This window comes from Knoellia koreensis (assembly GCF_013041615.1).
Taxonomy (GTDB): domain Bacteria; phylum Actinomycetota; class Actinomycetes; order Actinomycetales; family Dermatophilaceae; genus Pedococcus; species Pedococcus koreensis.
This window is the reverse complement of record NZ_JABEPQ010000001.1, coordinates 445,586-466,590: the sequence shown is the minus strand read 5'-3', so window position 1 is coordinate 466,590 and position 21,005 is coordinate 445,586. Positions and strand designations below refer to the sequence as shown.

At 69.8% G+C, this 21,005-nt stretch carries 19 protein-coding genes; 7 read left to right on the top strand and 12 right to left on the bottom strand.

Translation table 11 applies throughout. The annotated features are described in order from the left end of the window. Nucleotides 1-49: 49 nt before the first annotated feature. Both opcA and pgl read left to right on the top strand, forming a co-directional pair. Nucleotides 50-1,186, top strand: a complete 1,137-nt coding sequence (opcA, locus tag HJG52_RS02335) for a glucose-6-phosphate dehydrogenase assembly protein OpcA (RefSeq protein ID WP_171241948.1) — start codon at nt 50-52, stop codon at nt 1,184-1,186. Beyond that, entirely contained in the window at nt 1,183-1,908 is a 726-nt protein-coding gene (gene pgl / locus HJG52_RS02330; RefSeq protein WP_171241947.1) for a 6-phosphogluconolactonase, read from the top strand. The genes opcA and pgl overlap by 4 nt, the downstream gene beginning before the upstream one ends. Nucleotides 1,909-1,998: 90 nt before the next feature. Here pgl and HJG52_RS02325 read toward each other — a convergent pair whose 3' ends face one another. The 11 genes from HJG52_RS02325 to HJG52_RS02275 form a co-directional block, all read right to left on the bottom strand. Next, nucleotides 1,999-2,349: an RNA polymerase-binding protein RbpA gene (locus tag HJG52_RS02325; protein ID WP_091782702.1), complete on the bottom strand. Its 351-nt coding sequence runs from the start codon at nt 2,347-2,349 to the stop codon at nt 1,999-2,001. 22 nt (nt 2,350-2,371) lie between these two features. Further along, on the bottom strand, nt 2,372-2,617 hold the full coding sequence (gene secG / locus HJG52_RS02320) for a preprotein translocase subunit SecG (RefSeq protein WP_171241946.1): 246 nt from the start codon (nt 2,615-2,617) through the stop codon (nt 2,372-2,374). Nucleotides 2,618-2,693: 76 nt separating this feature from the next. After that, nucleotides 2,694-3,497, bottom strand: a complete 804-nt coding sequence (gene tpiA / locus HJG52_RS02315; RefSeq protein WP_171241945.1) for a triose-phosphate isomerase — start codon at nt 3,495-3,497, stop codon at nt 2,694-2,696. Next, on the bottom strand, nt 3,498-4,703 hold the full coding sequence (locus HJG52_RS02310) for a phosphoglycerate kinase (protein WP_171241944.1): 1,206 nt from the start codon (nt 4,701-4,703) through the stop codon (nt 3,498-3,500). 16 nt (nt 4,704-4,719) lie between these two features. Then, nucleotides 4,720-5,724, bottom strand: coding sequence for a type I glyceraldehyde-3-phosphate dehydrogenase (gap, locus tag HJG52_RS02305; protein WP_171241943.1), 1,005 nt, complete (start codon nt 5,722-5,724; stop codon nt 4,720-4,722). A gap of 209 nt (nt 5,725-5,933) precedes the next feature. Beyond that, entirely contained in the window at nt 5,934-7,109 is a 1,176-nt protein-coding gene (locus HJG52_RS02300; protein ID WP_171241942.1) for a nucleotide sugar dehydrogenase, read from the bottom strand. Beyond that, nucleotides 7,106-8,086 carry a DNA-binding protein WhiA gene (gene whiA, locus HJG52_RS02295; protein WP_171241941.1) on the bottom strand — a complete coding sequence of 327 codons (981 nt, stop codon included), beginning with the start codon at nt 8,084-8,086 and terminating at the stop codon, nt 7,106-7,108. The genes HJG52_RS02300 and whiA overlap by 4 nt, the downstream gene beginning before the upstream one ends. A 21-nt stretch (nt 8,087-8,107) precedes the next feature. Then, complete coding sequence (locus HJG52_RS02290) at nt 8,108-9,073, bottom strand: gluconeogenesis factor YvcK family protein (RefSeq protein ID WP_171241940.1); 966 nt, start codon at nt 9,071-9,073, stop codon at nt 8,108-8,110. After that, a complete protein-coding gene (gene rapZ / locus HJG52_RS02285; RefSeq protein WP_346767630.1) occupies nt 9,070-9,957 on the bottom strand; it encodes an RNase adapter RapZ in 888 nt (295 codons plus the stop codon). The genes HJG52_RS02290 and rapZ overlap by 4 nt, the downstream gene beginning before the upstream one ends. Nucleotides 9,958-9,998: 41 nt before the next feature. Beyond that, a complete protein-coding gene (gene uvrC / locus HJG52_RS02280; protein WP_171241938.1) occupies nt 9,999-11,981 on the bottom strand; it encodes an excinuclease ABC subunit UvrC in 1,983 nt (660 codons plus the stop codon). 105 nt (nt 11,982-12,086) lie between these two features. Beyond that, nucleotides 12,087-12,557: a Rieske (2Fe-2S) protein gene (locus HJG52_RS02275; protein WP_171241937.1), complete on the bottom strand. Its 471-nt coding sequence runs from the start codon at nt 12,555-12,557 to the stop codon at nt 12,087-12,089. Nucleotides 12,558-12,809: 252 nt separating this feature from the next. Between HJG52_RS02275 and HJG52_RS02270 the strand changes: the two genes are divergently transcribed. From HJG52_RS02270 to HJG52_RS02250, 5 genes are all read left to right on the top strand, one after another. Beyond that, nucleotides 12,810-13,961, top strand: coding sequence for a branched-chain amino acid ABC transporter substrate-binding protein (locus tag HJG52_RS02270; RefSeq protein ID WP_240977155.1), 1,152 nt, complete (start codon nt 12,810-12,812; stop codon nt 13,959-13,961). A gap of 126 nt (nt 13,962-14,087) precedes the next feature. Continuing rightward, nucleotides 14,088-15,080 (top strand): branched-chain amino acid ABC transporter permease, encoded by a 993-nt coding sequence (locus HJG52_RS02265; RefSeq protein WP_171241935.1) that lies wholly within the window; start codon nt 14,088-14,090, stop codon nt 15,078-15,080. Beyond that, nucleotides 15,077-16,213, top strand: a complete 1,137-nt coding sequence (locus tag HJG52_RS02260) for a branched-chain amino acid ABC transporter permease (protein ID WP_171241934.1) — start codon at nt 15,077-15,079, stop codon at nt 16,211-16,213. Before HJG52_RS02265 ends, HJG52_RS02260 begins: the two co-directional genes overlap by 4 nt. Further along, on the top strand, nt 16,206-17,144 hold the full coding sequence (locus HJG52_RS02255) for an ABC transporter ATP-binding protein (RefSeq protein ID WP_430413318.1): 939 nt from the start codon (nt 16,206-16,208) through the stop codon (nt 17,142-17,144). The genes HJG52_RS02260 and HJG52_RS02255 overlap by 8 nt, the downstream gene beginning before the upstream one ends. Next, nucleotides 17,134-17,853, top strand: a complete 720-nt coding sequence (locus tag HJG52_RS02250; RefSeq protein WP_171243010.1) for an ABC transporter ATP-binding protein — start codon at nt 17,134-17,136, stop codon at nt 17,851-17,853. Before HJG52_RS02255 ends, HJG52_RS02250 begins: the two co-directional genes overlap by 11 nt. A gap of 63 nt (nt 17,854-17,916) precedes the next feature. Here HJG52_RS02250 and uvrA read toward each other — a convergent pair whose 3' ends face one another. Beyond that, nucleotides 17,917-20,994 (bottom strand): excinuclease ABC subunit UvrA, encoded by a 3,078-nt coding sequence (gene uvrA, locus HJG52_RS02245; RefSeq protein WP_240977154.1) that lies wholly within the window; start codon nt 20,992-20,994, stop codon nt 17,917-17,919. Between the last annotated feature and the right edge of the window lie 11 nt (nt 20,995-21,005).

Here is a 21,005-nt window from a genome sequence, read left to right as displayed (position 1 = left end):
TCCCACGCTCCGATACTTCGCGGGGACCCCGAAAAGCCAGGACAGCATCGTGATCATCGACCTGCCCAGCACCACCACGGTCGCCATCAGCAAGAAGCTCGTGGCCCTGCGCCAGGACACCGGCGCGATGGCCCTGGGGCGCGTCCTCACCCTGCTCATCGTGGTCGACGAGGCCGACGCCGAGCAGGCCATCGAGGACGCCAACGACGCCTCCCGCCAGCATCCGTGCCGCATCATCGCGGTGGTGCTCGGCAACAAGCGTGGCCAGTCACGCATCGACGCCCAGATCCGGGTCGGTGGGGACGCCGGCGCCAGCGAGGTCATCGTGCTGCGCCTCTACGGAGAGCTGGTGAACCACGGTGCCGCCGTGGTGATCCCGCTCCTGCTCCCCGACTCCCCCGTCGTCGCCTGGTGGCCCACGGACGCACCGACCGACGTGGCCCGAGACGCGATCGGCTCGATGGCCCAGCGGCGCATCACCGACGCCGCCACCGCCAAGTCGCCGCGCACGGCGCTCAAGACCCGCGCGCGCACCTACGCCTCGGGTGACACCGACCTCGCGTGGACGCGGATCACGTTGTGGCGTGGGCTCCTCGCGGCCGCCCTCGACCAGCCACCGTACGAGCCGGTGCTCGAGGCGACCGTCACTGGCGCCTCGGACTCGCCGTCGACCGACCTGCTGGCTGCCTGGCTCGCCGAGACGCTGCGCTGCCCCGTCCGGCGTGCGCGCACCCGCGCGGGCACGGGCATGGTGAGCGTGCGGCTCGAGCGGGCGAGCGGACCGATCGACCTGGTTCGCCCCGACGGCAGCATCGCCACGCTGACCCAGCCGGGCCAGCCCGTGCGCCGCATCTCCCTGGCCCGCCGCGGCACCGCCGAGTGCCTCGCCGACGAGCTGCGCCGCCTCGACCCGGACGACATCTACGAGGAGACGATCCGCAAGGGCCTCGCCCGCGTCGGCCCTCGCTCGGTCACCGCGACCGAGGCCGTCCGCGAGGGCGAGGCACCCTCGGTCAAGGAGGCCGAGCGGGAGTCCCGCCGGATCGCCCGCGCCAACTCCAAGACCGGCAGCGCCCAGATGGTCGAGGCCCCCGAGCCGCCGAAGGCCTCCGACACCAAGGCCGTCAAGAAGGCCGCTGCGCGCAAGCTCGCCAAGGCCAAGGACGAGAAGGCAGGCAGGTCATGACCGATCCGCAGATCGACGTCAGCGCCGACAAGGACGGCGTGGCGCATGCCGCGGCCGAGCGGCTGCTCGCCACCCTCGCCGAGGTGCTGGCCACCAAGGACGAGGCCCACCTCGGTCTGACCGGGGGTTCGCTCGGCTCCGCGATCTGGGCGGCCGTGGCCGCTTCACCGGCGAAGGACTCGGTCGACTGGTCGAAGGTGCGCGTCTGGTGGGGTGACGAGCGCTATCTGCCCGCCGGCGATGCCGACCGCAACGACGTGCAGAACGACGAGGCCGGGCTCGCCTCGCTGCGCCTCGACCCGGAGAAGGTCCACCGCGTCGACGGACCCGACCGGAGCCCGGACGCCGAGGAAAGCGCCGCGGCATACGCCGCGACCGTGCGCGAGCACGGGCACGGGGCCTTTGACGTCATGCTGCTCGGCGTCGGACCCGACGGCCACGTGGCGTCACTCTTCCCGGGCCACCCGGCCCAGCTGACGAGCGACGCCATCACCGTGGCCGTGCACGAGTCCCCCAAGCCGCCGCCGGACCGCGTGTCCCTCACCTTCGAGGCGCTGAACCGTTCCGACCGGGTGTGGTTCATCGTGGCCGGCGCCGACAAGGCACGCGCCGTGGCCGACGGGATCGCGGGCGCGCCGGCCGAGCAGTCGTCGGCTGCGCAGGTCCGCGGGTCGACCGAGACCGTGTGGTTCGTCGACGAGGCAGCCGCCACCGACCTCTGACTCGTTGCCGGGTACTCGGCATCCGGACGCGATCTGCCGCCGCGGTGCCGAGTCACCGGCAACCAGTGCAAGCGCCGGCGACTGCCGCCTCTACTGGATGAGCTTGCGTTCGCGCAGGGTGGCAAGTGCCTCGTCGAGGATGGCCTTGCCGTCAGCGTCGGAGCGACGCTCCTTCACGTAGGCCAGGTGGGTCTTGTAGGGCTCGACCTTCGGCGGTGCGGGCGGGTTGGCCTCGTCCTGCCCGGCGGGGAAACCGCACCGCGGGCAGTCCCACGTCTCGGGGACCGCGAGGCCGGGCTCCTCGGCGAAGCTGGGCCGGGTCTGGTGCCCGTTGGCACACCAGTAGGACACGAAGACGCGAGGAGCGGCCTCGCCGCGCTCGGCCTCGCCCATGGGTCCGGCGCCGACACGGCTGCCGCGGATTGCGTTGCCACCTGCCATCGTTGCGGGGTTTCCTTTCGCCTCAGGCGGAGAATCGCTCGATCAGACCGAGCCCGACGATGCACGCGAACCAGATCAGGCCCACCGCGATGGTGAACCGGTCGAGGTTGCGCTCGGCGACCGAGGACGAGCCCAGCGACGTGGACATGCCACCGCCGAACATGTCGGACAGACCGCCGCCCTTGCCCTTGTGCAGCAGGATCAGCAGGGTCAGGAACAGTCCACCGATGACCAGCAGAACCTGCAGGCCGATCTTCACGGCTTCCACGGAACACCCATCTGTCGTCAGTCTCGAGGTCGTGCCACCGCAATCGGCAGCAAGGGTCAGGATACCTGCTCGTGCGTCAGCTGGTCGCCAGGTGGTCGCGGTAGCGGCAGATCGAGGCGAACTCGACCGGGTCCAGGGACGCACCGCCGACGAGGGCGCCGTCGACGTCCTCCTGCGCCATGATCGCGGCGACGTTGTTCGCCTTGACCGAGCCGCCGTAGAGGATGCGCACACCGTCGGCGAGGTCGCCGGAGTACAGCTCGGCGAGCTTGGTGCGGATCGCGGCGCACACCTCCTGCGCGTCCTCGGGCGTGGCCACCTCACCGGTGCCGATCGCCCAGATCGGCTCGTAGGCGACGACGATGCTCTTGGCCTGCTCCGCAGGCAGCCCGGCCAGTCCGGCCTCGACCTGCGCCAGCACGAACTCGACCTGCTCGCCGGCCTGCCGCACCTCGAGCCCCTCGCCCACGCAGAAGATGGGCGTGAGCGAGTGACGGTATGCCGCCTTGAGCTTGGCGTTGACCGCCTCGTCGCCCTCGTGGAGGTACTCGCGGCACTCGCTGTGCCCGACGATGACGTAGGTGCAGCCCAGCTTGGCGAGGAAGGCGCCCGACACCTGGCCGGTGTAGGCCCCGCTGTCGTGCTCGGACAGCGTCTGGCCGCCGTGCTTGAGCTCGAGCCGGTCCCCGTCGATGAGCGTCTGCACCGAGCGGATGTCGGTGAACGGCGGGAGCACCGCCACCTCGACCGCACCGAAGTCGTGCTTGCCGTCACGCAGCGTCCAGTCCAGCTTCTGCACCAGGTGCGTGGCCTGGAGGTGGTCGAGGTTCATCTTCCAGTTGCCCGCCATCAGGGGCGTGCGACCAGACGTGCCAGCCATCTACTTCTCCTCGTCGAGCACGGTCAGGCCGGGCAGCTGCTTGCCTTCGAGGTACTCCAGGCTCGCCCCACCTCCGGTGGAGATGTGGCCGAACTGGTCGTCCTCGAAGCCCAGCTGGCGCACGGCGGCAGCGGAGTCGCCACCACCGACCACGGTGAGCGCACCCTTCTCGGTGAGCTCGACCAGGGCCTTGGCCACGGCAGCCGTGCCCGCGGCATACGGCTCCATCTCGAACGCACCCATGGGGCCGTTCCAGAAGACGGTGCGGCACCCGTCGAGCTTCTCGGCGAAGAGCACGCCCGACTCGGGGCCGATGTCCAGCCCCATCCGGTCGGCGGGGATGGCCCCGGCCGGCACGACCTCGTGGTCGGCGTCCGCCGAGAACTCCGTCGCGGCCACAATGTCGACCGGCAGGACGATCTCGACGCCGCGCTCACGCGCCTGCTCGAGGTAGCCCTTGACGGTCTCGACCTGGTCGGCCTCCAGCAGGGACCTGCCGACCTCGTAGTCCTGCGCGGCGAGGAAGGTGAACACCATGCCGCCTCCGATGAGCAGCCGGTCCGCGGTCTGGATGAGGTTGTCGATCACCGCGAGCTTGTCGGACACCTTCGCGCCACCGAGCACCACGGCATACGGCCGGTCGGGGTCCTCGGTGAGGCGCCGCAGCACACCCACCTCGGTCTCGACGAGGCCACCCACGGCGGCTGGCAGCAGCCGCGCCACGTCGTAGACCGATGCCTGCTTGCGGTGCACGACGCCGAACCCGTCAGAGACGTAGGCGTCGGCCAGCGCCGCCAGCTCGCCCGCGAAGGCGCCCCGCTCGGCCTCGTCCTTGCTCGTCTCGCCGGGGTTGAACCGCAGGTTCTCGAGCAGCACGACGTCGCCGTCGCCGGCCGCGTCGACCGCAGCCTTGGCGCTCTCCCCCACCGTGTCGGTGGCGAAGGTGACGTCGCGGCCGAGCAGCTCACCGAGCCGCGCGGCGACGGGCCGCAGCGAGTACTTGTCCTCCGGGGCGCCCTTGGGGCGACCGAGGTGGGCGCACACGACGACCCGGGCACCCGCGTCGGACAGCTGCTTGATCGTCGGCACGGACGCACGGATCCGCCCGTCGTCGGTGATCGTGGTGCCGTCCAACGGCACGTTGAGGTCGGAGCGGACGAGCACGCGCTTGCCGCGCAGGTCGCCCAGCTCGGCGATCGACTTCATCGGTGGCGAGCCCCGCTCAGAGCTTGGAGCCGACGAGGCTGACCAGGTCGGCGAGGCGGTTGGAGTAGCCCCACTCGTTGTCGTACCAGCCGACGACCTTGACCTGGTTGCCGATCACCTTGGTGAGGCCGGCGTCGAAGATGCACGAAGCCGGGTCGGTCTCGATGTCCTTGGACACGATCTCGTCCTCGGTGTAGACGAGGATGCCCTTGAGCGGGCCCTCGGCGGCAGCCTTGACCGCGGCGTTGACCTCCTCGACCGTGGTCTCCTTGCCGGCCTCGAAGGTGAGGTCGGTGGCGGAGCCGGTCGGGGTCGGGACACGCAGCGCGTAGCCGTCAAGCTTGCCCTTGAGCTCGGGCATGACCAGGCCGATCGCCTTGGCGGCACCGGTCGAGGTCGGCACGATGTTGAGGGCCGCGGCGCGGGCGCGACGCAGATCCTTGTGCGGGCCGTCCTGGAGGTTCTGGTCCTGGGTGTAGGCGTGGATCGTCGTCATGAGGCCCTTGACGATGCCGACGGAGTCGTTGAGCGCCTTGGCCATCGGGCCGAGGCAGTTCGTGGTGCACGACGCGTTGGAGATGATCGTGTGCTTGTCGTTGTCGTACTGGTCGTCGTTGACGCCCATGACGATGGTGATGTCCTCGTTCTTCGCGGGCGCGGAGATGATGACCTTCTTGGCACCGTTGTCGATGTGCACCTTGGCCTTCTCGGCGTCGGTGAAGATGCCGGTCGACTCAACCACCACGTCGACCCCGAGGTCGCCCCACTTGAGGTTGTTCGGGTCGCGCTCGGCGAACGCCTTGAACGTCTTGCCGTCGGCGGTGATGTCCTCGTCGGTCGAGGTCACCTCGCCCGGGAAGCGCCCGAGGATCGAGTCGTACTTGAGCAGGTGGGCGAGGGTGGCGTTGTCGGTGAGGTCGTTGACGGCGACCACCTCGATGTCGGCGCCGGACGCCTGGACGGCGCGGTAGAAGTTGCGGCCGATGCGGCCAAAGCCGTTGATGCCAACGCGAACGGTCACGGTTCAGTGCCCTTCCGGGAGGGGGTGGTATGCCGCGTCGTCGCGGCAATCGTGCTCGGCACCGACCCTATCGGCTGGCGCCGGTGCCACGGCAGCCCGGTCCGGTGTACGGGCCGGTAACTGGCCCGCCTCGCGTTGCGTCTGCGTCAGTGGTGGCCATGGCAACCGTTGACGCAGACGCTGCGCACACGGCATACCCCGACGCCGCCTCAGCTGTCGCCGCCGAAGAGGTCGCGCGTGTAGACCTTCTCGGCCACGGGCTCCAGCTCGGGCACCATCCGGTTGGCGACGATGACGTCGGCGACGCCGAGGAACTCGTCGAGGTCGCGGACCACCCGCGAGCCGAAGAAGGTGTCGTCGGCCAGGCCGGGCTCGTAGACGACGACCTCGACGCCCTTGGCCTTGATGCGCTTCATGATTCCCTGCACGCTGCTGGCCCGGAAGTTGTCGGAGCCGGCCTTCATGATGAGCCGGTGGATGCCGACCACCTTCGGGCGGCGCGCGAGGATGTCGGTGGCGATGAAGTCCTTGCGGGTGGTGTTGGCGTTGACGATCGCCTCGATGAGGCTCTGCGGGACGTCGCGGTAGTTGGCGAGCAGCTGCTTGGTGTCCTTGGGCAGGCAGTAGCCGCCGTAGCCGAACGACGGGTTGTTGTAGCCGGGGCCGATGCGCGGGTCGAGGCCGACGCCGTCGATGATCTGCCGGGTGTCGAGGCCGTGGGTGATGGCGAAGGTGTCCAGCTCGTTGAAGAACGCGACCCGCATCGCCAGGTAGGTGTTGGCGAACAGCTTGATCGCCTCGGCCTCGGTGCTGTCGGTGAGCAGCACCGGCACGTCCGGCTCCTCGGAGGCCTCCCGCAGCAGCTCGGCGAACCGCTTGGCCGCCTCGGTGCGCTCCCCCACGACGATGCGCGACGGGTGCAGGCTGTCCCACAGTGCCTTGCCCTCGCGTAGGAACTCCGGGCTGAACACCACGTTGTCGGAGCCGACCTGCCCCCGCAGCTCGCGCGTGAAACCCACTGGCACCGTTGACTTCAAGACAACAGTCGCGTCCGGCGCGCGGGTCACGGCGTCCTTGGTGACCTGCGCGACGCTGGAGGTGTCGAAGTAGTTGGTGACCGGGTCGTAGTTCGTCGGTGTGGCGACGACGACGAACTCGGCACCGTCGTACGCCTCGGCGGGGTTCGTCGTCACCCGCAGGTGGAGGTCGCCGGCGGCGAGGAAGCGCTCGATCTCGGGGTCCTGGATCGGGCTGCGGCCCTCGCGCAGGAGGGCGACCCGGGACTCGTCGATGTCGAGGGCGACGACGTCGTGGTGCCGGGCGAGCAGCACGGCCATCGAGAGCCCGACGTACCCGGTGCCGACGACGGCGATGCGGGTGCTCACGCCTCGAGCATCTCGGGGGTGAGGTTGGCCTCGGTGCCGGGGATACCCAGGTCCTGGGCCCGCTTGTCGGCCATGGCGAGCAGCCGTCGGATGCGGCCGGCCACGGCGTCCTTGGTCATCGGCGGCTGGGCCAGCTGGCCGAGCTCCTCCAGCGACGCCTGCTTGTGCTCGAGTCGCAGCTGGCCGGCCTCGCGCAGGTGGTCGGGGATCTCCTCGCCGAGGATCTCCATGGCGCGCTGGACCCGGGCCCCGGCGGCCACGGCCGCGCGTGCGGAGCGGCGCAGGTTGGCGTCGTCGAAGTTGGCCAGCCGGTTGGCGGTGGCGCGGACCTCCCGGCGCATCCGCCGCTCCTCCCAGGCGAGGACGGCCTCGTGGGCGCCCAGGCGGGTGAGCATCGCGCCGATCGCGTCGCCGTCGCGGATGACGACCCGGTCCACGCCGCGCACCTCGCGGGCCTTGGCGGAGATGCCGAGCCGGCGGGCGGCGCCGACGAGCGCGAGGGCGGCTTCCGGCCCCGGGCAGGTGACCTCGAGGGCCGACGAGCGGCCGGGCTCGGTCAACGATCCGTGCGCAAGGAAGGCGCCCCGCCAGGCGGCCTCGGCGTCGCAGGCGGAGGCGCTGACGACCTTGGGGGGCAGCCCGCGGACGGGGCGCCCGCGTGAGTCGATGAGCCCGGTCTGGCGGGCGAGTGCCTCGCCGTCCTGCACGACGCGGACGACGTAGCGGCTGCCCTTGCGCAGCCCGCCGGCGGCGAGCACGAGGACCTCGGAGGGGTGGCCGTAGAGGTCGCCGATGCTCTTGCGGAGCCGCCGCGCGGCATTCGCGGTGTCGAGCTCGGCCTCGACGACGATGCGACCGCCGACGATGTGCAGGCCCCCGGCGAAGCGCAGCGTGGCCGCGACCTCGGACTTCCGGCAACAGGGCTTCGTGACGTCGAGCCTGCTCAGCTCGTCCTTGACGCGCGCCGTCATCGCCATCCGCTCATCCTGCCATTTCGCTCATCGTTGTCCCCCGGGCCCGAAGACGTCACGATACGCCGCCGCGAGCCGCAGGAGGTCATGGTGCCCCGGCGCTCCTCGTTGCGCGACCTGCACGAGGACGACCTCGGCGCCCATCCGCGCGGCCGCGGCTCGCAGCGTCTCCTCGTCGTCAACCGCGGACGGGTCGGCGAGGACCACGTCGAGCTTGAGCCGCGGGGCGTGGTCGGCGAGCACCGCAACCTGGGTTGCCGCGGAGAACCCCGCGGTCTCCCCGGAGTGCTCGAGGTTGAGAGTCAGGACGCGTCGAGCGGTGGTGTCGTGCAACGCATCCCGCAGACCCGGCACCATGAGGTGGGGCATCACGGAGGTGAACCACGACCCTGGTCCGAGGATCACCCAGTCGGCGTCCCGGACCGCCGCCACGGTGGCGGGTGCGGACGGCGGGTCGGCGGGCTCGAGGGCGATGCTGCGCACCTTGCCCTTGGTCGTCGCCACGGCCACCTGCCCGCGGACGGTCGTCTCGGCGTCGGGGTCGTCCGGGTCCAGCCCGACCACCTTGGCGGTGATCTCCAGCGGCACGGCCGCCATCGGCAGCACCCGGCCGCGGGCGTTGAGGAGCCGCCCGACCAGGTCCAGACCGGTGACGGGGTCCTCGTGCAGGTCCCACAGGGTGGCGATGAGCAGGTTGCCGAGCGCGTGGCCGCCGAGCGGGCCGTCGCCCTGGAACCGGTGCTGGAGGACGTCGCGCCAGATGTGGCCCCACTCGGTGTCGTCGCACAGCGCCGACACCGCCATCCGCAGGTCACCGGGTGGCAGCACCCCGAACTCCTCACGCAACCGACCCGACGAACCGCCGTTGTCGGCCACCGTGACGACCGCAGTGATGTCGTCGGTGACGAGCTTGAGGGCCTCCAGCGACGCGGCGAGCCCGTGCCCGCCCCCGAGCGCGACGACCGCCGGGCCGCTCCCTCCCGCGGCCCTCATTCCTGCCCCAGGTCGCGGTGCACGACGAAGGTGGCGACCTCGTCACTGGCCAGCCGGGTGCGCAGCGCCTCGGCGACGGCCACCGACCGGTGCTTGCCGCCAGTGCAGCCGACCGCGACGGTGACGTACCGCCGCCCCTCGCGCAGGTATCCCTCGATGACCGGGTCGAGCATGGCCACGACCCGCTCGACGAACTCCGAGGCGCCCTCCTGGCGGAGCACGAAGTCGGCGACCTCCTCGTCGCGTCCGGTGAGCGGGCGCAGCTCGGGGATCCAGAACGGGTTGGGCAGGAACCGCATGTCGAGCACGAAGTCCGCGTCGAGCGGCACGCCGTACTTGAACCCGAACGACATCAGCGCGATCCGCACGCGCGGGCCGGCCGTGTCGTGGAAGATCGGGTGCACCTTCTTGGCGAGCTGGTGCACGTTGAGCCCCGAGGTGTCGATGACGACGTCCGAGGTCGAGCGCAGGTCCGCCAGCATCTCGCGCTCGCGGGAGATGCCGTCGAGCAGCCGGCCGTCGCCCTGCAGCGGGTGCGGGCGGCGGACCGACTCGAACCGGCGCACCAGCGTCTCGTCGGTCGCGTCGAGGAAGACCAGGGTCGGGCGCCAGCCACCCTGGCGCAGCTCGTCGAGCGCGGTCTGCAGGTGGGCGAAGAAGCCACGGGCACGCACGTCCACGACAGCGGCGAGGCGCGGCAGCTCGCTCGGTTGCGGTGCGGTCCGGGCCAGCTCCACCAAGGGCACCAGCAGGTGTGGCGGCAGGTTGTCGATGACGTACCAGCCCGAGTCCTCGAGCACGTTGGCCGCCGTCGACCGACCCGCCCCGGACATGCCGGTCAGGATGACCAGCTGAGCGTCCCGCGGCGCCTCGACCGCGTCCACCGCGTCCGCCGCGTCGACCGCAGCGCCCTCGTCCCCGCCGTTCACGACCCGTTCCCTTCGTCGTCGAGGATCTCGCCCGTCATGAGGTTCACCGCGGGTGCCGGCGCGGCCTCGGTGGCCAACTCTGCCGCAATCGAGGCCGCGAGCGCAGGTCCGATGCCGGAGACGGACTGCAGCTCCTCGACGCTGGCGGCGCGGATCTTCTTGACCGACCCGAACTGGCGCAGCAACGCCTTGCGTCGCGCCTCCCCCAGACCGGGTATGCCGTCGAGTGCGCTCGCCGTCATGGCCTTGCTCCGGCGTTGGCGGTGGAACGTGATGGCGAACCGGTGCGCCTCGTCGCGCACCCGCTGCAACAAGTACAGCCCCTCGCTGGTCCGCGGCAGGATCACGGGGTAGTCCTGACCCGGCAGCCACACCTCTTCGAGCCGCTTGGCCAGGCCGACCACCGCGATGTCGTCGATACCCATGCGGTCCAGCGCCGCCTGGGCCGCGTTCACCTGTGGCAGGCCGCCGTCGACGACGACGAGGTTGGGCGGGTAGGCGAACTTCTTCGGCCTGCCCGTGTCGGGGTCGATCCGCTCGGGACCACCGTCGAGGTCCGGGCCGAGCTCGACGTCCGAGGACTGGTCGCGCTCCTCGAGGTAACGCTGGAAGCGGCGCGTGAGCACCTCGTCCATGGCGGCGGTGTCGTCGACCTGCTCCCCCCTGATGACGAACCGGCGGTACTCGGACTTGCGCACCAGGCCGTCCTCGAACACCACCATCGACCCGACGACCTGCGACCCCTGGATGTGGCTGATGTCGTAGCACTCGATCCGCAGCGGCGCGTCCGCCAGGTCCAGCGACTCCTGGAGCTCCTGGAGGGCCTGGCTGCGCGCGGTGAGGTCGCCGGCGCGGGCGAGCTTGTGCCGGTTGAGCGACTGCTCGGCGTTGCGGTGCACCGTCTCGAGCAGGGTGCGCTTGTCCCCGCGCTGGGGCACGCGCAGCTGCACCGACGACCCCCGCAGCGACCCGAGCCAGCTCGCGACGGCCTCCGGCTCGTCGGGCAGCACGGGCACGAGCACCTCGCGCGGCACGCCGTCCCCGGTCTCGCCGCCGTAGACCTGCTGCAGCAGGTGCCCGACCACCTCGGGCACCGACTCGGCGTCCATCTCGGCCACCCAGCCCCGCTGACCGCGGACGCGACCCCCGCGGACGTGGAACACCTGCACCGCCACCTCGAGCCCGTCCTCGGCGAGGGCGAAGACGTCCGCGTCGGTGCCGTCACCCAGCACGATGGCCGACTTCTCCAGCGCCTTGCCGAGGGCGACCAGGTCGTCGCGCAGCCGGGCGGCCTGCTCGAACTCCAGGGCCTGCGACGCCGTCGCCATCTCGCGCTCGAGACGCTTGACGAACCGGGTCGTGTCACCGGCCATGAAGTCGCAGAAGTCCTCCGCGATCTGCCGGTGCTCCTGCGGCGTCACGCGCCCGACGCAGGGGGCGGAGCACTTGTCGATGTACCCCAGCAGGCACGGCCGCCCCACCTGGTTCGCCCGCCGGAACACCCCGGACGAGCAGGTGCGGATCGGGAAGACCCGCAGCAGCAGGTCGAGCGTCTCGCGGATCGCCCAGGCGTGCGCGTACGGCCCGAAGTAGCGGGTCCCCTTGCGCTTGGCCCCGCGCATCACCTGCGCGCGCGGGAACTCCTCGCCCATCGTCACGGCCAGGTAGGGATAGGACTTGTCGTCGCGGTACTTGACGTTGAACCGCGGGTCGAACTCCTTGATCCACGAGTACTCGAGCTGGAGCGCCTCGACCTCGGTCGTGACGACGGTCCACTCGACGCTGGCCGCCGTGGTCACCATGGTGCGCGTGCGCGGGTGGAGCGCGCTGATGTCCTGGAAGTACGACGACAGCCGTGGCCGCAGCGACTTGGCCTTGCCGACGTAGATGACCCGCCCGTTCTTGTCACGGAACCGGTAGACGCCCGGGTCGACCGGGATCTCCCCCGGCTTGGGGCGATAGGTCACGGGGTCAGCCACGACACCACTCTATGAACCGCGCCTGACGTCGCGGCGGGCGAGGTGACGGTATGCCGCGGGGCCGGCCCCGCGGCATACCCTCGCCTTGCGCTCGGTGAGGGCCGGTCAGCTGACGGTGATCCCGTCGGTGCCCACGGTGACCTTCTTCTCCGGGAGCGGCTCCTTGGCCGGGCCGGCCTTGACCGCGCCAGTGGTGATGTCGAACTTGCTGCCGTGGCAGCCGCAGTTGATGGTGCCGTTCGCGACGTCGCTGACGACGCAGCCCTGGTGGGTGCAGACCGCGGTGAACGCCTTGAACTCGCCGGCGGTCGGCTGCGTGACGACGACCTTCTGGTCGGGGAACACCTTGCCGCCGCCCTCGGGGATGGTGGCCTTGGAGACGGCGTCCTTCAGGGCGCCCGTGGCCGCGTCGCTGGCGGACGACGCGGCACTGTTCGCCGCGTCCTGTGCGGCACCACAGGCACCCAGGGCCATGACCCCGGCGCCGGCGAGCCCGGCCGTGCACAGCACGGTCCGGCGGGAGGGAGCGGCGGCAGCCTGCTGCTGGGCCTTCGTCGACAGGTCCTCGGTCGTCATGGTTCACCTTTCCCAGTGCTGCGCACGTCGTGGTCGCGGACGGTAGGACCGCAGTCTGCACGGCCCTCATGGACGATTACGCACGGGACGCCCGAGTCGTTCACATCTCGTCTCATCCCTTGGTAACGACACGGTCACGGCACGTCCGCGACAGTCCCGTCCGTACGCAGGAGGGGGCATATTCTTCGCAGACCCCGAACCCGGGGCGTCCGCGGGCCCGCCCGCGTGCACCACATGACTTCAGGAGGAGTCTTGCGTTCTGTCTTCAAGATCGGCGTCCCGATGGTGGCCGCCGCGCTCGCCCTGAGTGCCTGCGGCGGTACGAGCGGTGGCGACAACAACGCCGGCGGCTCCGGCAGCGGCGGCAAGGCCTGTGACCTCAAGATCGGTTTCTTCGGTGCCCTCACCGGTGACGCCGCCAACCTCGGCATCAACATCAAGAACGGCGCCGAGCTCGCCGTGAACCAGTACAACGAGAAGAACGCGAACTGCAAGGTCACGCTCACCTCGTTCGACTCACAGGGTGACCCGGCCATCGCGCCCGGCCTGGCGCAGAAGGCCGTCACCGACAAGAAGCTCATCGGCATCGTCGGCCCCGCGTTCTCCGGTGAGTCCAAGGCTGCGGACCCCATCTTCGACAGCGCGGGCCTCAACACGATCTCCGCCTCGGCCACCAACCCGGCGCTCGCCGACAACGGCTGGAAGACCTTCCACCGCGTCCTCGGCAACGACGCCACCCAGGGCCCGGCTGCGGCGAAGTACATCAAGGACGTCCTCAAGGCGCAGAAGGTGTTCGTCTCCGACGACACCTCCGAGTACGGCAAGGGCCTGTCCGACATCGTCAAGAAGGACCTCGGCTCGCTCGTGGCCGGCACCGACCAGACCGCGGCCGACGGCAAGCAGGACGACTTCTCCGCCACCGTGACCAAGGCCAAGGCCTCGGGCGCGACGGTGTTCTTCTACGGCGGCTACTACTCCAACGCCGGCAAGCTCGTGAAGCAGCTCAAGGACGGTGGCTTCACCGGCACGTTCGTGGCGGCTGACGGCGTCAAGGACGACGGCTTCATCAAGGGCGCCGGCGCGGCCTCCGAGGGCTCGATCCTCACCTGCCCGTGCCTGCCCCCGGACAAGGCTCCGGAGTTCGCCGAGGCCTACAAGAAGGCGTACAACACCGACCCGGCCACCTACTCGGCCGAGGCGTACGACGCCGCCAACGTCTTCCTCGACGCGATCGCCGCGGGCAAGACGGACTGGAAGGACGTCACGGAGTTCATCAAGACGTACGACAAGCAGGGCGTCACCAAGAAGATCAAGTTCGACGACAAGGGTGAGCCTGCCGAGGTCTCGGTCTGGGCCTACAAGGTCCAGGACGGCAAGATCGTCCCCGACCAGGAAATCAAGTAGCACACGCCTAGCGGCCAGGGCCCTCGTCCAGCAGGGTCCTGGCCGCTAGCGTGTTCCCACCCGGACGCGGGAACGGCCTGGCAGATCCCCCACCACGCCGTGCGTTCCCCTTCACACGGAGGTCCGATGGACTTCAGCCTTCTCTTCTCTCACTTCCCGGAGCTCACCATCACCGGGTTGGCGTACGGCGCCATCTACGCCCTCATCGCCCTCGGCTACACGCTCGTCTACGGCGTGCTGCGGCTGATCAACTTCGCCCACTCCGAGGTCTTCATGTACGGCGCGTTCGCCGCCGTCTGGGTCCTCATGGCCCTCGGCGGTGGCAAGGCGAGCGGCCTTGGCATCGCGGGCTACCTGCTCATCGCGTTCCTGTCCGCCATGACGGTGTCGGCGCTCATCGCGCTCCTGCTCGAGCGCGTCGCCTACCGGCCGCTGCGCAAGCGGAACTCACCCCCACTGATCGCGCTCATCTCCGCGATCGGTGCGTCCTTCGCCCTGTCCGAGGCCATGGGCCTGCGCGACAAGCCGTTCAAGTGGTTCGGGCAGGAGAACGCGTTCCAGGACTATGTCGGTCGCCCGCGTGAGGCGTCCCCGTTCCCACTCAAGATCGACGTCGTGCGGCTCTTCAGCATCGGGAACTACCAGGTCTCCAACATCGACCTCATCGTCCTCGGTGCGGCCATCGTGATGATGATCGTGCTCGACCAGTTCGTGAACCGCTCGCGGCTGGGACGCGGCATCCGGGCCGTTGCCCAGGACCCGGAGGCCGCCGCCCTCATGGGTGTCAACCGCGACCGGGTCATCCGCCTGACGTTCGTCCTCGGCGGCGCCATGGCCGGTGCCGCCGCGGTGATGTACCTGCTCAAGGTCGGCCAGGTCCGCTACAACTCCGGCTTCCTGCTTGGTGTGAAGGCCTTCACCGCGGCCGTCCTCGGCGGCATCGGCAACCTGCGTGGTGCCCTGCTCGGTGGGTTCATCCTCGGCGTCGCGGAGAACTACGGACAGGCCGTCTTCGGTGGTGAGTGGCGCGACGTGGTCGCGTTCACCCTCCTCGTCGTGATCCTGCTGTTCCGCCCGACCGGCCTGCTCGGTGAGTCCCTCGGAAAGGCACGCGCATGAACCAGGTACGCAGCTTCCTCGGCGGGGTCGCCGACCGGTTCCGGGCCCTTCCGCGGTGGGCGAAGATCGTGTTCGCGGTGGCGCTCACCGTCTTCGTCTACCTCCTGCCGATCATCAACCCGCCCTTCATCACCACGCAGGACTCGGACTTCGGTGCCGTGCTCTTCCTGTGTGCGCTCTACGCGCTCGTGGCGATCGGGCTCAACATCGTCATCGGGTATGCGGGGTTGCTCGACCTCGGGTACATCGGCTTCTTCGCGATCGGCGCCTACACCGTGGGCGTCCTGGGGTCGCAGCACGCCAAGCTCCCGCTGCTGCTGTGCATCCCGCTGGCGATGGTCGTCACCCTCATCTCGGGTGTCATCCTCGGTGCGCCCACGCTGCGCGTGCGCGGCGACTACCTCGCCATCGTGACGCTCGGCTTCGGTGAGATCGTCCGGCTGATCCTCGTCAACGCCGACGGGCTCACCAACGGCAGCCGCGGCATCTCGAGCATCCCGTCGCCGCCGAGCGTCGAGCTGTTCAGCATCCCGAAGCTCGAGTGGAACGGCCTGGTCGCGACGCTCAACCTCGACAACACGAGCACGGCGTTCAAGTTCAGCGTCACCGACTCGGTGCCGTACTACTGGCTGGCCCTGACCTTCGTCCTCATCGTGCTGTTCCTCGACTGGCGGATGCAGAACTCGCGGGTCGGTCGCGCGTGGGAGGCGACCCGTGAGGACGAGGACGCCGCCGAGCTGATGGGTGTGCCGACGTTCCGGTTCAAGCTGCTGGCGTTCGCCACCGGCGCCGCGATCGGTGGCCTCTCGGGTGCGTTGTTCGCGACCAAGCAGCAGTTCATCAACCCGGACAACTTCACCATCCTGTACTCGGTGCTGTTCGTCGCGATGGTCGTCGTCGGCGGCCAGGGCAACCGCTGGGGTGTCATCGTCGCCGCCGCGCTGCTGACCTGGGCGCCGGAGAAGTTCCGCTTCCTCGCCGACGCGCGCTTCCTGCTGTTCGGCATCCTGCTCATGGTCCTGGCGATCTTCCGGCCGCAGGGGCTCATCCCGCCGAGACGCACGGTGCGCGCCAAGCACGCCGACGAACAGGCCCCAGACACCATCGACGCGGAAGGAGTGGCCCGTGCCTGACACGACCCGCGACGCCAGCAGCCCCGACCCCACCACGTCGGACCCCGAGCTCCACAAGGGCACCCGGGTCGACGACGACACCGTCCTGGGCCCTGACGACGAGGCCACGCCCGACCCGTCGGTCGACATCTCCGTCGAGGAGGTCGCCGACCTGCCCAAGGGCAAGATGCTCGAGGTCGACGACGTGACGCTGCGCTTCGGCGGTGTCACCGCTCTCGACGGGGTCTCGTTCCACATCAACACCGGCGAGATCCTCGGCCTCATCGGCCCCAACGGTGCCGGCAAGACGACCTGCTTCAACGTCATGACGGGCGTCTACCAGCCGACCTCCGGCGGGGTCCGGTTCATGGGTGAGCCGCTGGGCAAGCGCAAGAAGTTCCAGATCACCAAGCTGGGCATCGCGCGCACGTTCCAGAACATCCGGCTCTTCCACAACATGACCGCGCTCGAGAACGTCCTCGTCGGCGCCGACGCCCACCACTCCACCGGCATGGGCACTGCCCTGCTGCGGCTGCCGAAGTTCAAGGCCGAGGAGTCCGAGGGCATGGACCGCGCCTACGAGCTGCTCAAGTTCATGGGCCTGGAGAAGCGGGCCGACGAGCTGGCGCGCAACCTGCCCTACGGTGACCAGCGGCGTCTGGAGATCGCCCGCGCCCTCGCGACGAACCCGAAGCTGCTGTGCCTCGACGAGCCGGCCGCCGGCTTCAACCCGGCGGAGAAGGTGAAGCTCATGGAGCTGATCCAGTCGATCCGCGAGCAGGGCTACACCGTGCTGCTCATCGAGCACGACATGAAGCTCGTCATGGGCGTGACCGACCGGATCGTGGTGCTGGAGTTCGGCAAGAAGATCGCCGAGGGCCTGCCCGCAGACATCCAGAACGACCCGGCGGTCATCGCCGCCTACCTGGGAGTGGATGAGAATGCTTCTTGAGGTCGAGGACCTCAGCGTCAACTACGGGCGCATCGAGGCCATCCGCGGCGTCTCCTTCACCGTCGACGAGGGTGAGGTCGTCACCCTCATCGGTGCCAACGGCGCGGGCAAGACGACGACGATGAAGACCGTGTCCGGGCTGCGACCGGTGCGCACGGGCACGATCCGCTTCGAGGGCCAGGACATCACCACGATGCCCGCCCACGAGCGGCCGGTCCTCGGCATCGCGCAGTCCCCCGAGGGCCGCGGCTGCTTCGTCGGCATGACCGTGATCGAGAACCTCGACATGGGCGCCTACGCGCGCAAGGACCGCAAGTCACCGGCGGTGAAGGAGGACCTCGAGCGGGTCTTCGGGCTGTTCCCGCGGCTCGCGGAACGCCGCACCCAGGTGGCGGGCACCATGTCCGGTGGTGAGCAGCAGATGCTCGCGATCGGCCGAGCCCTCATGGCCTCGCCCAAGCTGCTGCTGCTGGACGAGCCGTCGATGGGCCTGGCACCCAAGCTGATCCAGCAGATCTTCGACATCATCACCGAGATCAACAAGCAGGGCACCACGGTGCTGCTCGTGGAGCAGAACGCGGCCCAGGCGCTCAAGCGCGCCAACCGCGCCTACATCCTCGAGACCGGTGAGATCATCCGCGAGGGCACGGGCGAGGAGCTCGCCAACGACCCGGCCGTCAAGGCCGCCTACCTCGGCGGCGACGTCTAGGGGCGTCCCACCGACGTGATGTGCGGGGTATGCCGGGTGGCCGGCATACCCCGCACGCGCGTCTCAGGCCTTGCGAGCCGAGCGCTTCGTCGCGGTCGTCTTCGTGGCGCCAGCCTTCTTCGCCGCAGTCTTCTTGGTCGCGGTCTTCTTGGTCGCCGCCTTGGTGGCGGTGCGTTTCGTCGCTGCCGTGGCGGCCGCGGTGCGCTTGGTCGCGCCCTTGCCGGTGGGCCGGCTGGTGGTGCGCGCGCTGCGCTCCAGGATCGGTCCGAGAAACCGCCCGGTGTGGCTGTCGGCGACCTGCGCGACCTCCTCCGGCGTGCCCTCGGCGATGACCTGACCGCCGCCGCTGCCACCCTCGGGACCCATGTCGACGATCCAGTCGGCGTTCTTGATGACGTCGAGGTTGTGCTCGATGACGATGACGGTGTTGCCCTTGTCGACCAGGCCCTGCAGGACGAGCAGCAGCTTGCGGATGTCCTCGAAGTGCAGGCCCGTGGTGGGCTCGTCGAGGACGTAGATGGTGCGGCCGGTGGAGCGCTTCTGCAGTTCGGAGGCGAGCTTGACACGCTGCGCCTCACCACCGGACAGCGTCGGCGCCGGCTGGCCGAGCCGGACGTAGCCCAAGCCCACGTCGTTGAGGGTCTTCATGTGTCGCGCGATGGCGGGCACCGCGGCGAAGAACTCGGCCGCCTCCTCGATCGGCATGTCGAGGACGTCGGCGATCGTCTTGCCCTTGAAGTGCACCTCGAGCGTCTCGCGGTTGTAGCGCGCGCCGTGGCACACCTCGCACGGGACGTAGACGTCCGGCAGGAAGTTCATCTCGATCTTGATGGTGCCGTCGCCCGAGCAGGCGTCGCAGCGGCCGCCCTTGACGTTGAACGAGAACCGGCCCGGCTGGTAGCCGCGGATCTTGGCCTCGGTGGTCTGCGCGAACAGCTTGCGGATGTTGTCGAACACGCCCGTGTAGGTGGCGGGGTTGGACCGCGGGGTCCGGCCGATCGGGCTCTGGTCGACGTGCACGACCTTGTCGAGGTTGTCCAGCCCGGTGACGGTCTTGTGCCGGCCGGGGACGTGGCGGGCGCCGTTGAGCTTGTTGGCGAGGACGTTGTAGAGGATGTCGTTGACCAGCGTGGACTTGCCCGACCCGGACACCCCGGTCACGGCGACGAGGTTGCCCAGCGGGAAGGACACCGAGACGTCCTGGAGGTTGTGCTCGCGGGCACCGACGACCGTGACCTCGCGACCCTTCTCCTGCGGACGCCGCACCTCCGGGGTGGGGATGTCGAGCCGGCCGGAGAGGTACTTGCCGGTGATCGACCGGTCGTGCTCGAGCAGGCCCTTGACCGGACCGGACCAGACGACCTCTCCCCCGTGCTCGCCGGCGCCCGGGCCGATGTCGACAACCCAGTCGGCGGTGGCAATGGTGTCCTCGTCGTGCTCGACGACGATGAGGGTGTTGCCGAGGTCGCGCAGCCGGGTCAGCGTCTCGATGAGCCGGTGGTTGTCGCGCTGGTGCAGACCGATGCTGGGCTCGTCGAGGACGTAGAGGACGCCGACGAGGCCGGAGCCGATCTGGGTCGCGAGCCGGATGCGCTGGGCCTCCCCACCGGACAGCGTGCCCGCGGGCCGGTCCAGCGAGAGGTAGTCGAGGCCGACGTCGAGAAGGAAGCCGAGGCGTGCCTCGATCTCCTTGATGACGCGCTCGGCGATCTGCCGCTCCCGCGGCGTGAGGTCGACCTCGCGCAGGAACGCCGCCGTGTCGTCGATCGAGAGGGCACACACCGCGGAGATCGACTTGCCACCGATGAGGACGGCCAGCGACTCGGGCTTGAGCCGGGCACCGTTGCAGGCGGGGCACGGCACCTCGCGCATGTAGCCCTCGTACCGCTCCCGGCTCCACTCGGAGTCGGTCTCGGCGTGCCGCCGCTTGACGAACGGCACCACGCCCTCGAAACCGGTCGTGTAGGACCGTTCGCGGCCGTACCGGTTGCGGTAGCGGACGTGGACCTTGTAGTTCTGCCCGTGCAGCAGGGCCTCCCTGGCCCGCTTGGGCAGGGCCTTCCACGGGGTGTCCATCGAGAACTTGAGGTCGTCGGACAGGGCGGTCATGACCCGCTGGAAGTACTCCGCCGACCCGCTGCCCTGCGCCCATGGCGCGATGGCGCCCTCGGCCAGGGTGAGGTCCTCGTCGGGGACGAGCAGCTCCGGGTCCACCTCGAGCTCGGTGCCGAGGCCACTACAGGTCGGGCACGCGCCGAACGGGCTGTTGAACGAGAAGGAGCGCGGCTCGACCTCGTCCATGGTGATGGGGTGGTCGTTGGGGCAGGCCATCTTCTCGGAGAAGCGCCGCTCGCGCTCCGGATCATCGGCCTCGCGGTCGACGAACTCGACCACGACCACGCCCCCGGCCAGCCCCAGCGCGGTCTCGACCGAGTCGGTCAGCCGGCGCTTGGCCCCCGCGTCGTCACCCTTGGCCACGAGCCGGTCGACGACCACGTCGATGGTGTGCTTGATCTGCTTCTCGAGCTTGGGTGGGTCGGCCAGCGAGACCACCTCACCGTCGACCCGGGCGCGGGAGAAGCCCTTGGTCTGGAGCTCGGCGAACAGGTCGACGTACTCGCCCTTGCGGGCGCGCACCACGGGAGCGAGCACCTGGAACCGGGTGCGCTCGGGCAGCTCGAGCAGCCGGTCGACGATCTGCTGCGGGCTCTGCCGGGTGATGGGGGCGCCACAGATCGGGCAGTGCGGACGACCCGCCCGCGCGAACAGCAGGCGCAGGTAGTCGTAGACCTCGGTGATGGTGCCGACCGTCGAGCGCGGGTTGCGGTTGGTCGACTTCTGGTCGATCGACACCGCCGGCGACAGGCCCTCGATGAAGTCGACGTCCGGCTTGTCCATCTGGCCGAGGAACTGGCGGGCGTAGGCGGAGAGGGACTCGACGTAGCGCCGCTGCCCCTCGGCGAAGATCGTGTCGAACGCCAGCGACGACTTGCCCGACCCCGAGAGCCCGGTGAACACGATCATCGAGTCCCGGGGGAGCTCGACGGAGATGTCACGGAGGTTGTGCTCGCGCGCACCACGGACGATCAGCTGGTCGTGCATGGGACGGCGTGCGGGCAGGGCGGAAGTCACGGTTTCCATCGTAGGTGGCG

Excerpts from the sequence above, each read along its gene's own strand:
- uvrA (WP_240977154.1), bottom strand. The coding sequence starts at position 20,994 with ATGGAAACCGTGACTTCCGCCCTGCCCGCACGCCGTCCCATGCACGAC.
- whiA (WP_171241941.1), bottom strand. The coding sequence starts at position 8,086 with ATGGCGATGACGGCGCGCGTCAAGGACGAGCTGAGCAGGCTCGACGTC.
- HJG52_RS02250 (WP_171243010.1), top strand. The coding sequence starts at position 17,134 with ATGCTTCTTGAGGTCGAGGACCTCAGCGTCAACTACGGGCGCATCGAG.
- HJG52_RS02290 (WP_171241940.1), bottom strand. The coding sequence starts at position 9,073 with ATGAGGGCCGCGGGAGGGAGCGGCCCGGCGGTCGTCGCGCTCGGGGGC.
- pgl (WP_171241947.1), top strand. The coding sequence starts at position 1,183 with ATGACCGATCCGCAGATCGACGTCAGCGCCGACAAGGACGGCGTGGCG.
- HJG52_RS02325 (WP_091782702.1), bottom strand. The coding sequence starts at position 2,349 with ATGGCAGGTGGCAACGCAATCCGCGGCAGCCGTGTCGGCGCCGGACCC.
- HJG52_RS02275 (WP_171241937.1), bottom strand. The coding sequence starts at position 12,557 with ATGACGACCGAGGACCTGTCGACGAAGGCCCAGCAGCAGGCTGCCGCC.
- HJG52_RS02265 (WP_171241935.1), top strand. The coding sequence starts at position 14,088 with ATGGACTTCAGCCTTCTCTTCTCTCACTTCCCGGAGCTCACCATCACC.
- HJG52_RS02260 (WP_171241934.1), top strand. The coding sequence starts at position 15,077 with ATGAACCAGGTACGCAGCTTCCTCGGCGGGGTCGCCGACCGGTTCCGG.
- tpiA (WP_171241945.1), bottom strand. The coding sequence starts at position 3,497 with ATGGCTGGCACGTCTGGTCGCACGCCCCTGATGGCGGGCAACTGGAAG.
- HJG52_RS02310 (WP_171241944.1), bottom strand. The coding sequence starts at position 4,703 with ATGAAGTCGATCGCCGAGCTGGGCGACCTGCGCGGCAAGCGCGTGCTC.